Here is an 8,537-nt window from a genome sequence, read left to right as displayed (position 1 = left end):
CCCGGCCGGCGCCGCGCCGACCGAGCAGACCGCGGGCGGCGCCGACGCCGGCCAGTCGACCGGGATCGCCGACGTCATCGTCACCGCCACCCGGCGCGAGACGAACCTGCAGTCGACGCCGATCTCGATCAGCGTGCTCAACACGCAGGCGCTGCAGGACCGCCATGTCCTCAGCCTGTTCAACCTCGCCGACGGTTCGGTGCCCAGCCTGCGCGTCGCCACGTTCGAGGCGCGCCAGTCCGCGCTGACGATCGGCATCCGCGGCATCGTCCCCTATGACCAGAACCAGACGGCGCGCGACGGCGGCGTCGGCGTGTATATCGACGGCGTCTCGCTCGGGAAGACGCAAGGGCTGAACGCCGCGTTGTTCGACATCGATCGGATCGAGGTTTTGAAGGGCCCGCAGGGCACGCTGTTCGGCCGCAACACCGAGGGCGGGGCGCTGTCGCTCGTCTCCCGCGCGCCGAGCGGCGTCTTCGAGGGCCGCGTCACCGCCGGCGTCGGCAATTTCGGCAGCCGCAACACCGAGGCGCATCTCGACCTGCCGACCTTCTATAACATCTCGCTCAAGTTCGACGGCGTGTATCAGCACCAGGACCCGACAGTGAAGGACCCGCTCGCGGGATCGACCGGCTGGAACTATTACGACCGCAAGGGAGGCCGCGTCGCCGCGCGCTGGCAGCCGGTCGAGGGCCTGACCGCCGACTTCGCCTATGACTATGCGAAGGACGACAACTCGCCCAACTTCAGCCAGCTGGTCAGCTACAATCCCAACGGCTACGCGGTCGGGACCTACACCAACCCGACGACCGGCCTCGTCGGCACGCAGCTGTACCTGAACGGCGCCGCGTGCGGCGGCACCATCCTGGCCACCAACACGACCACCCGGCCGTGCATCGCGCCAAAGGCGCCGATCGTCGGCGTGCATTCCGACCGGCAGTATGTCGCGGACGTCGGCGTGCCGCAGCAGCCGAGCGTCGACATCACCCACGGCGTCTCGGCGAACCTGAAATACAAGCTGGCGCCCGGGATCGAGCTACGCTCGATCACCGCCTGGCGCGGCGTCCATACCGACCAGTGGGACAATTCCGGCGGACCCGAGCGCGGCGTCTTTGCCCCCAACACGAACTTCAGCCGCTACAGCCTGTCGTTCTTCAACCAGCACCAGTTCAGCCAGGAGTTCCAGGCGGTCGGCAGCATCCCGCAGTTCGACTACGTCCTGGGCCTCTACTACTACACCGAGGACGCCAACGAATACGCCGCGACCCCGCTGAGCAACACCTGGAACGCGGACGGCACCGGCTACGTCATCCGCAGTCCGATCGTCACCGGCACGCTTAGCGGCCAGAACTCCGGCTATCAGCCGGGATCGCAGTTCGTGACCCGCGACAGCGAGGCGAGCGACCACAACTACTCGGCGTTCGGCAACCTGACGTACACGCCCGCCGGGCTCGACATGGTCCACCTCACCGCCGGTGGCCGCTACACCAAGGACAAGCGCCACGGCCGGCTGTTCGTCGTCAACAACGTCGCGACGCCGTTCACCTTCGCCAACGAGGTCAACCGCTTCGATCCGATGTTCAACGCCCTGGTCGACGTGACGCCAGACGTCCACGTATACGGCAAGTATGCGACCGGCTTCCGCGCGGGCGGCGCCAACGACCGGTCGCAGCAGTTCAACGCGTTCGGCCCCGAATCAGTCAAGTCGTACGAGATCGGCGCGAAGATGGACTTCCTCGATCACCGCGCGCGCCTGAACGTCGCCGGCTACATCATGAACCGCAGCAACACGCAGTTCGACTTCGACCAGTTCGACACGACCGCCGGCAGCCCGACGAGCGGCGCGCATATCGAGCAGACGCAGAACGCCGGCAACAGCAGGATCCGCGGCGTCGAGGCCGACCTGACTGTGAAGCCGGTCCCGGCGCTCACGCTGGCGGCGTCCTACGCCTACACCTACTGGAAGGCGCCGTCGGCGGTGAACCCGCTGACGGGCGGCCTGCCGCAACAGCTCTATATCGTCTACACGCCCAACAACGCCGCGTCGGGCTCGATCGACTATGTGATGCCGGTCAGCTTCGGCGCCGCGAGCGTCCGCCTGCATATCGACGGCAACTATGCGAGCAGCCAGTACAGCTTCCAGCTCGAGCCGACGAAGACCGACCCGAGCTTCGTCATGAACGGCCGCCTGGCGCTGGCCGACATCGCGGTGACGGACCACAACAAGGTCACGGTATCGGTGTGGAGCCGCAACCTCCTGAACCACACGTACATCTATCGCCGGTCCGCCGCCAACTCGTCGCCGGTGCTGAACTACAACGGCACGACCTTGGTCTCGACCAGCTATGGCGGCATCCTGGGCGATTATGCCAACTACAACCCGCCGCGCACCTGGGGCCTGGAACTCGCGGCGAAGTTCTGACCGGTCCGCCCCTTCCCTCGCGGGAAGGGGCGGCCCCCCATCAACTCGTCCGCGTCAACTCATCCGCGTCAGCCGGCCCGCGCCACCGCGACCAGCGCGGGGCGCAGCAACCGGTCCTTGATCGTGTAGCCCGGCTGCATCTCCTGCACGATCGTGCCCGGCGGCTGGTCGCTCGGCATCTCCATCATCGCCTGATGCTTGTTGGGATCGAGCATCTCGCCGATCGACACCACGCGCGCGATGCCGTTGCGCGTGAAGATCGCGGCAAGCTCGCGCCCGGTCGCGTCCAGCCCGGCGACGAGGCCCTTGAACTTGTCGTCGCCGCGCAGCTCGGCGGGGATCGAGGCGAGCGCACGCTCCAGATTGTCGCTGACCGACAGGACGTCGCGCGCGAAGCTGGTGGCTGCATAGGCGCGCGCGTCGACCGCCTCCTTCTCGGCGCGGCGGCGGACGTTCTGCGTCTCCGCCTGCGCGTACAGCACTTCCTGCCTCGTCGCGGCGAGCTGCTCCTCCAGGTCGGCGAGGCGCGCGGCATGGCCGTCATGCTCGGCGAGTTCGGGTGCGCCCTCGGCGGTTTCCTCCCGCAGGTCCTGGCTGGTGTCGGTCATCGGTGTCCCCAAGTAGCTGATTATTCTCACCCCATCAGGCGGGCGAGCGTGGCGGCGGTGAAATCCACTATCGGCACAACCCGCGCATAGTTCAACCGGGTCGGGCCGATCACCCCCACTACGCCGACCACCTCGCCATCCAGGCCCCGGAAGGGCTTGGCGATGACGGACGAGCCGCTGAGTGCGAACAGCTTGTTCTCCGCGCCGATGAAGATGCGGGTCGCATCCCCGGCGCGCGCCGAGTCGAGCAGGCGGGCGACGTCCTGCTTGCCCTCCAGATCGTCGAGCAGGTCGCGTATCCGGTCGAGGTCCGCCGCCGCCGCCGCATCGAGGAGCCGGCCCTGCCCGCGCACGATCAGCACGGGGCGGCGCTCGCCGTCCTCGCTCCACACCGCCAGGCCCTGCTCGACCAGCGCGCGCGCGGCGCCGTCGATCGCGGCATGGCCGGCGGCGATCTCGCGCTCGACGCGCGCACGCGCCTCCGCGAGCGTCAGGCCGGACAGGACCGCGCTCATGTAGTTGCCCGCTTCGACCAGCGCGGACGGGCCGATGCCGGGCGGCAGGTCGAGCACGCGGTTCTCGACCGAGCCGTCCTCGCTGACCAGCACCGCCAGCGCCTGGCCCCCCGCCGCGCCGTGCGACAGTGGCACGAAGCCGATCGAGCGCAGCCTGAGTTCCCGCTTGGGCACCATCACGAGGCCGGCGCATGCCGAAAGCCCGGACAGCGCCGCCGTGGTGGCGGCGATCGCGTCCTCGACCGGGCCGCCCGCGCGATCGGCCCGGCCGGCGATGTGCGCGCGTTCGTCGGCCGATGGCTCCAGCGCCTGCATCATGCCGTCGACGAACAGGCGCAAGCCAAGATCGGTGGGCAGCCGCCCGGCGGAGACATGCGGGCTGGCGAGCAGGCCGCGCTCCTCCAGCTCCTGCATCACCGTGCGGATCGAGGCGGGCGACAGATTGAGGCCCGACGCCTGCGCCAGCGTCCTGGACCCCACCGGCGCGCCGGTCGCCAGATAGGAGTCCACCACCAGCCGGAACACGTCGCGAGCGCGATCGGTCAGGTCTCGGATCGGCGGGGCGGCAACCATGGACGGGGTGTAGGCGGAGTGGGAAGCGGGCTCAATGCGCGCCGACGAGGTCGGCGATTGGAAGGAGTGAGGGAGCGGAGAACAGCGCCGCCGCCATCTTGCGGTTCTTCTCGACGTCGCAGCCGCCGTAGAAGGTAAGGTGGGGTGGCCGGCCCTCCACGCCCTGCCACCGTATGTCGACCGTGTTCTGATCCGTGCTCACGATCTTGCAGAACGGCGGGCCGGTCATCAGCACCTCTCCGGTCGGCCGATATTCGCGCAAGCGGCTCGTGAAGGCGCGGACCGCGTCCAGGCTCGCGGCGAAGCGCCTGTCCCCAACCACGACCGTGTTTCGCTCCCCGGTGAAGATGCCCTGACCGTCCGGACCGAGCGTGATCGTGTAACCGGCGCAGCTTAGGCAGAAGCCGGTCGGCAGCGCCCGATAGGTAATCGTCTCGCCCCCGCGCGACGCGGCGCGGCGCCCGAACGGCAAGTGGCCGCAGCCCGCCAGCATGAGGGCCGTGCCAAGGATCATCGCCGCCCGCATCGCCCGTCTCCGACACTGGCGCCCCGGCGCGCTTCGCACTAAGCGCACTGCCACGCCCACCCTACCCCGTTCGGGCCGAGACCCTAAAACCCGTTCGCCCTGAGCTTGTCGAAGGGCTGCCTTTCTTCGAGGCAAGAACGGTGCTTCGACAAGCTCAGCACGAACGGAACTTGGGTGGCCCGAACGGAATCTTGGAGACAGATGATGCGCCCTTCCGGCCGCAGCCCCGACCAGATGCGAGCGATCAGCATCCAGCCGCACTTCACCCGCCATGCGGAAGGGTCGGTGCTCGTCGGCTTCGGCGACACCAAGGTCCTCGTCACCGCCAGCGTCGAGGAGCGCGTGCCGCCGTTCCTGCGCGGCAAGGGCGAGGGCTGGGTGACGGCGGAATACGGCATGCTGCCGCGCGCCACCCACACCCGCAGCGGCCGCGAGGCGGCCAAGGGCAAGCAGTCCGGCCGGACGCAGGAGATCCAGCGGCTGATCGGGCGCTCCCTGCGCGCCGTCTGCGACATGAAGGCGCTGGGCGAGCGGCAGGTCACGCTGGACTGCGACGTCATCCAGGCGGACGGCGGCACGCGCACCGCGTCGATCAGCGGCGCCTGGGTCGCGCTGCGGCTGGCGGTCAACACGCTGATGGCGACCGGAAAGCTGTCCGCCGATCCGATCCGCCAGAAGGTCGCGGCGGTATCGTGCGGCATCTTCGAGGGCACGCCGGTGCTGGACCTCGATTATCCCGAGGACAGCGCCGCCGACGCCGACGCGAACTTCGTGCTGCTGGAGAACGGCCACATCGCCGAGGTGCAGGCGACCGCCGAGGGCGCGACCTATGACGAGGAGGCGCTGCTCCGCCTGCTCCGCCTCGCCCGCATCGGCTGCGCCGACATCTTCGCCGCGCAGGAACGCGCGGTCGCGTGAGCGGGGACGACGTGGCCCCGCAGGCGATCCGCAAGCTCGCGCCCGGCCGACTGGTGATCGCCAGCCACAACGAGGGCAAGGTGCGCGAGATCAGGGCGCTGCTGGCCCCGTACGGCGTCGAGCCCGTGTCGGCGAAGGAACTGGACCTTCCCGAGCCCGAGGAGACCGGCACGACCTTCCTCGCCAACGCCGAGCTGAAGGCACGGTCGGCCGCCGACCTGTCGGGCCTGCCGGCGCTGGCCGACGATTCGGGCCTGTGCGTCGAGGCGCTGGGCGGCGATCCGGGAGTGCGGACGGCGAACTGGGCGGAGACGGGCGACGGCGCGCGCGACTGGACGCTGGCGATGACCCGCGTGGAGGACGCGCTCGCCGCGAAGGGGCCGGGCGCGAGCCGGAGTGCGCACTTCGTCTGCACGCTCGCGCTCGCCTGGCCCGACGGGCACGTCCAGTGGTTCGAGGGGCGAGCTGACGGCACGCTGACCTGGCCGCCGCGCGGGACGGTGGGCTTCGGCTACGACCCCGTGTTCGTGCCGCTGGGCGACACGCGCAGCTATGCCGAGCTCGATCCGGCGGAGAAGCACGCGATCAGCCACCGCGCGGATGCGTTCCGGCAACTGGTGGCGGCGGTGTTCTGATGCCGCCTGCCCGGCGCGACATGGCGACGGGCGGCGTCCCTGTCCCAGGCACGCGCCGGACGACTATGTCCGTCGGTACCGCGCCGGCGGACCTCGCGCTTCCCGATGCCGCGCCTCCTGACGTCGCATCGGCGGACTTCGCGCTTTACGTCCACTGGCCGTTCTGCGTCTCGAAATGTCCGTATTGCGACTTCAACAGCCATGTCCGCGCGGGCGTGGACCAGGCGCGGTGGCGGGCGGCGCTGCTCGCGGACCTGGCGCACGAGGCGGCGGCGTTGCCCGGGCGCCGGCTGGGATCGGTGTTCTTCGGCGGCGGCACCCCTTCGCTGATGCCGCCGGAAACGGTGGCGGCGGTGCTGGACGCCGCCGCCGCGCACTGGCCGCTGGCGCCCGACGTCGAGATCACGCTGGAGGCGAACCCATCGTCGGTAGAGGCGGCGCGGTTCGCGGACCTCGCGCGCGCCGGCGTCAACCGGGTGAGCCTGGGGTTGCAGGCACTCGACGACGCGGCGCTCCGCTTTCTGGGCAGGGCGCATGACGTGGCGGAGGGGCTGGGTGCGCTGGCCGTCGCGCAGGGCGCGTTCCCGCGCGTGTCGTTCGACCTCATCACCGCGCGTCCCGGTCAGTCGCTGGCGGCGTGGGAAGCGGAGCTCGCCCGCGCGCTGGCGTTCGGGACCGGGCATCTGTCGCTCTACCAGCTGACGGTGGAGCCCGGCACGCGCTTCGCGACGGAGGCGGCGGCGGGCCGGCTGGTTCTGCCCGACGGCGACGCGGCGGCGGACCTGTTCGAGGCGACCCGCGCGATGACGCGGGCGGCGGGCCTGCCGGCGTACGAGATCAGCAACCACGCGCGACCGGGTGCGGAGAGCCGCCACAACCTGACCTACTGGCGCTACGGCGATTATGCCGGCGTGGGGCCGGGCGCGCACGGGCGGCGCGATGGCCTCGCGACCGTGCGCCGGAAGAAGCCGGAGAACTGGCTGGCGGCGGTCGACCGCAACGGCCACGGCATCGAGGCGGAGGAGCCGCTCGCCCCGCATACCCGCGCGGTCGAGGCACTGCTGATGGGGCTGCGCCTGCGCGAAGGCGTCGACCTCGCCCGCATCGCCGCGCTGGGCGGGGGGCCGGCGCCGATCGACGCCCAGGCGGTGGAGCAGCTGGCCGTGCTGGGCCTCGTGGCCCGCGACGGCGACCGGCTGCGCGTGCGCGAGGCGGGGATGCTGCTGCTGGACGCGATCCTGCCGGAGGTGGTGGCGGGTTGACGCGGCGGCGGACGTGGGCCGGGCCGGGGGTCGACGTGGCCCGGTCGCCTCCTCCTACCGATCCTCGAAGCCCAGCGGCGCGGGGCTGACCACCGTCACCGCGCCCCCTCTCACCTCATGGACCTCCAGCGCGCGTTCGGCCACGCCGTCGCGGCCGAAGCGGAAGGCGCCGTCGATGCCGGAAAAGCCGCCGCGGTCGCGCAGGCGGGCCTCCGGAAAGCCTGCCCCCACCGGCCAGTCGCGCGCGATCCGCACCACCAGCAGCACCGCGTCATAGCCCAGGCTCGACAGGCGGTACGGGTCCGCGCCGAAGCGGGCGCGGTACTTGGTGCGATACTGGCGGTACAGCGTGTCCGAGACGCTGGCGAACCAGGCGCCGTTCAGCGCCGGGCGGCTGGCCAGCGTGGCTTCCGAGTTCCACAGTTCGGTGCCCAGCAGGTGCAGCGAGTCGCTCCCCCGCTTCAGCAGCGGCTGCGCCAGCGCGGCATTGGCCCCGCTGTCCGCCACCAGCACGCCGTCGTACGGACCCTTCCGCGCCAGCACCGCGGACGCCGCCGCGATCCCGCCGGTCGCGCGGTCGAACGTCTGGAGCGCGATGACCTTGCCGCCGTCCGCCTCCACCGCGCGCAGGAACGCGGTCGAGGTGCGCTGGCCATAGAGCGCGTTGGGCACCAGCGCGCCGAAGTTCGCGACGCCGTGCGCGCGCGCGAAGCCTACCACGCGCTCCACCGACTGCGCCGGCGCGTAGCCCAGCACATAGGAGCCCGGCCCCGCCACCGACACGTCGTTCGAGAAGCTGACGACCGGGACATGCGCCGCCCGCGCCGCCGGCACCGCCGCGCGCACGTCCTCCGCCAGCAGCGGACCCACGATCAGCTGCGCGCCGTCGGCCAGCGCGCGATCGGTCGCCGCCGCCGCGCCCGCCGCCGTGTCGTAGGTGGTGATCCGCACCTTGTCGTTGCCCGTGTCGAGCAGCGCCAGCTGCGTGGCGTTGGCGAGGCTCTGGCCCAGCGCCGCGTTGCGCCCGGTCAGCGGCACCAGCAGCGCGACGCGGTGGCGGGCCGCGTCCTGCACCACG

The 8,537-nt window shown here is 71.0% G+C and carries 8 protein-coding genes; 4 read left to right on the top strand and 4 right to left on the bottom strand.

Features of this window, described 5'->3' with window-relative positions; all coding sequences use genetic code 11:
* Positions 1 to 2,422 (top strand): TonB-dependent receptor (locus HUV01_RS09205; protein WP_174297988.1); only part of this gene is annotated, 2,422 nt, incomplete at its 5' end.
* 68 nt (positions 2,423 to 2,490) lie between these two features.
* On the opposite strand, the gene HUV01_RS09200 is transcribed toward HUV01_RS09205, so the two are convergent.
* From HUV01_RS09200 to HUV01_RS09190, 3 genes are read right to left on the bottom strand one after another with little or no spacing between them, the layout of a single operon-like run.
* Entirely contained in the window at positions 2,491 to 3,030 is a 540-nt protein-coding gene (locus HUV01_RS09200) for a nucleotide exchange factor GrpE (protein WP_174297987.1), read from the bottom strand.
* Positions 3,031 to 3,056: 26 nt separating this feature from the next.
* A complete protein-coding gene (hrcA, locus tag HUV01_RS09195) occupies positions 3,057 to 4,118 on the bottom strand; it encodes a heat-inducible transcriptional repressor HrcA (protein WP_174297986.1) in 1,062 nt (353 codons plus the stop codon).
* A gap of 31 nt (positions 4,119 to 4,149) precedes the next feature.
* Positions 4,150 to 4,644, bottom strand: coding sequence for a hypothetical protein (locus tag HUV01_RS09190; protein WP_174297985.1), 495 nt, complete (start codon positions 4,642 to 4,644; stop codon positions 4,150 to 4,152).
* Between the two features lie 204 nt (positions 4,645 to 4,848).
* On the opposite strand from HUV01_RS09190, the gene rph reads away from it, so the two are divergent.
* The 3 genes from rph to hemW all read left to right on the top strand — a co-directional run bounded on the left by rph (position 4,849) and on the right by hemW (position 7,459).
* Positions 4,849 to 5,562, top strand: a complete 714-nt coding sequence (gene rph / locus HUV01_RS09185; protein WP_174297984.1) for a ribonuclease PH — start codon at positions 4,849 to 4,851, stop codon at positions 5,560 to 5,562.
* Complete coding sequence (rdgB, locus tag HUV01_RS09180) at positions 5,559 to 6,197, top strand: RdgB/HAM1 family non-canonical purine NTP pyrophosphatase (protein ID WP_174297983.1); 639 nt, start codon at positions 5,559 to 5,561, stop codon at positions 6,195 to 6,197. The genes rph and rdgB overlap by 4 nt, the downstream gene beginning before the upstream one ends.
* A 65-nt stretch (positions 6,198 to 6,262) precedes the next feature.
* Positions 6,263 to 7,459, top strand: coding sequence for a radical SAM family heme chaperone HemW (hemW, locus tag HUV01_RS09175; protein WP_174297982.1), 1,197 nt, complete (start codon positions 6,263 to 6,265; stop codon positions 7,457 to 7,459).
* A gap of 54 nt (positions 7,460 to 7,513) precedes the next feature.
* Here the strand turns inward: hemW and HUV01_RS09170 are convergent.
* Positions 7,514 to 8,537 (bottom strand): penicillin-binding protein activator (locus HUV01_RS09170; RefSeq protein ID WP_174297981.1); only part of this gene is annotated, 1,024 nt, incomplete at its 5' end.

The sequence above is a fragment of the Sphingomonas bacterium genome (assembly GCF_903643035.1).
In the GTDB taxonomy this organism is placed as follows: domain Bacteria; phylum Pseudomonadota; class Alphaproteobacteria; order Sphingomonadales; family Sphingomonadaceae; genus Sphingomonas.
Note: the sequence above shows the minus strand (reverse complement) of the source record. Positions and strands in the feature narration are given on the sequence as shown.

Excerpts from the sequence above, each read along its gene's own strand:
- HUV01_RS09200 (WP_174297987.1), bottom strand. The coding sequence starts at position 3,030 with ATGACCGACACCAGCCAGGACCTGCGGGAGGAAACCGCCGAGGGCGCA.
- hrcA (WP_174297986.1), bottom strand. The coding sequence starts at position 4,118 with ATGGTTGCCGCCCCGCCGATCCGAGACCTGACCGATCGCGCTCGCGAC.
- HUV01_RS09190 (WP_174297985.1), bottom strand. The coding sequence starts at position 4,644 with ATGCGGGCGGCGATGATCCTTGGCACGGCCCTCATGCTGGCGGGCTGC.
- rph (WP_174297984.1), top strand. The coding sequence starts at position 4,849 with ATGCGCCCTTCCGGCCGCAGCCCCGACCAGATGCGAGCGATCAGCATC.
- hemW (WP_174297982.1), top strand. The coding sequence starts at position 6,263 with ATGTCCGTCGGTACCGCGCCGGCGGACCTCGCGCTTCCCGATGCCGCG.